Annotated in this window: 1 protein-coding gene; it reads right to left on the reverse strand. The window is 68.4% G+C overall.

Translation table 11 applies throughout. From position 1 onward, the window contains the following. Window positions 1-1,142, reverse strand: a protein-coding gene (locus tag AB0A95_RS34695) for an IS3 family transposase (protein WP_357559991.1) whose coding sequence is annotated in 2 segments (ribosomal slippage) — window positions 1-858 and window positions 861-1,142 — 1,140 coding nt annotated over the 2 segments. Because the reading frame shifts where the segments join, the coding sequence is not laid out codon by codon here. This gene is flagged as partial in the annotation. Between the last annotated feature and the right edge of the window lie 68 nt (window positions 1,143-1,210).

Below are 1,210 nucleotides of genomic sequence, written 5' to 3' on the forward strand. Positions count from 1 at the left end.
GTGCATGATGGTCTCGAATTCAACGGGGGTCAACCGGGACAGCGACCGCTGGCGTCGGCGGCGGTGGTAGGTCCGTTCGATCCAGGTCACGATCGCGGTCCTGAGTTGCTGGCGGGTGGCCCATGGTCGCCGGTTGAGGACGTTGTTCTGCAGGAGGCCGAAGAAGGATTCCATGGCGGCGTTGTCGCCGGCGGCGCCGACGCGACCCATCGATCCGGTCATGTGGTGGCGGTTGAGGGCTCGGACGAATTTCCTGGACCGGAATTGGGATCCGCGGTCGGTGTGCAGGATGCAGCCGGCCAGGCCGGTGCGTCTGGCGGCGGCGTTGTTCAGTGCGGCGACGGCGAGGCGGGACTTCATCCGGGAGTCGATGGAGTAGCCGACGATGCGGTGGGACCAGACGTCCTTGATCGCGCACAGGTAGAGCTTGCCCTCAGCGGTGTGGTGTTCGGTGATGTCGGCCAGCCACAGCCGGTTCGGGCCGTCGGCGGTGAAGTCCCGCTGGACCAGGTCGTCGTGCACGGGTGGGCCGACCTTGCCGCCCTTGCCGCGACGCTTGCGCTTGCCGAACGCGCTCCACCAGCCGTTACCGGAGCAGATCCGCCACGCGGTCCGGTCGGCCATCGGCTGCCCGGCGTCGCGGGCCTCGTCGACCAGGAACCGGTAGCCGAACTCCGGGTCGTCGCGGTGGGCGTCGAACAGCGCGTTGGCCCGATACGCCGCCACCTGCTCGGCGCTGGTGACGGGTCGGGCCAGCCACCGGTAGTAGGGCTGACGAGCGATGTTCAATACCCGGCACGTCACCGCCACGGGGATCCCGTCGGCGGCCAGCTCGCTCACGAGCGGGTAGAGCCTTTTCCCGGTAGATGCGCCTGCGACAAGTAGGCAGCGGCCCGGCGTAGGACCTCGTTCTCCTGCTCCAACAACCTGATCCGCTTGCGCGCCTCCCGCAGCTCGGCCGACTCGGTGCCGGTCGTCCCCGCCGCGCCGGCGTCGACGTCGGCCTGGCGCAGCCACTTGAACAAGGTCATCGGGTGGACCCCGAAGTCCTTGGCGATCTGCTCGACCGTCACGCCTGGCTCGCGGTCACGAGCGACACGCACGACGTCATCGCGGAACTCTCGGGGGTAGGGCTTGGGCACAGCGACATCCTTCCAGCCCGCCCACAGGGCAAGCCATCTCAGGTGTCACCTATCGGTGCAGCAGACCC

This window comes from Micromonospora sp. NPDC049230 (genome assembly GCF_040647875.1).
Lineage (GTDB): Bacteria > Actinomycetota > Actinomycetes > Mycobacteriales > Micromonosporaceae > Micromonospora.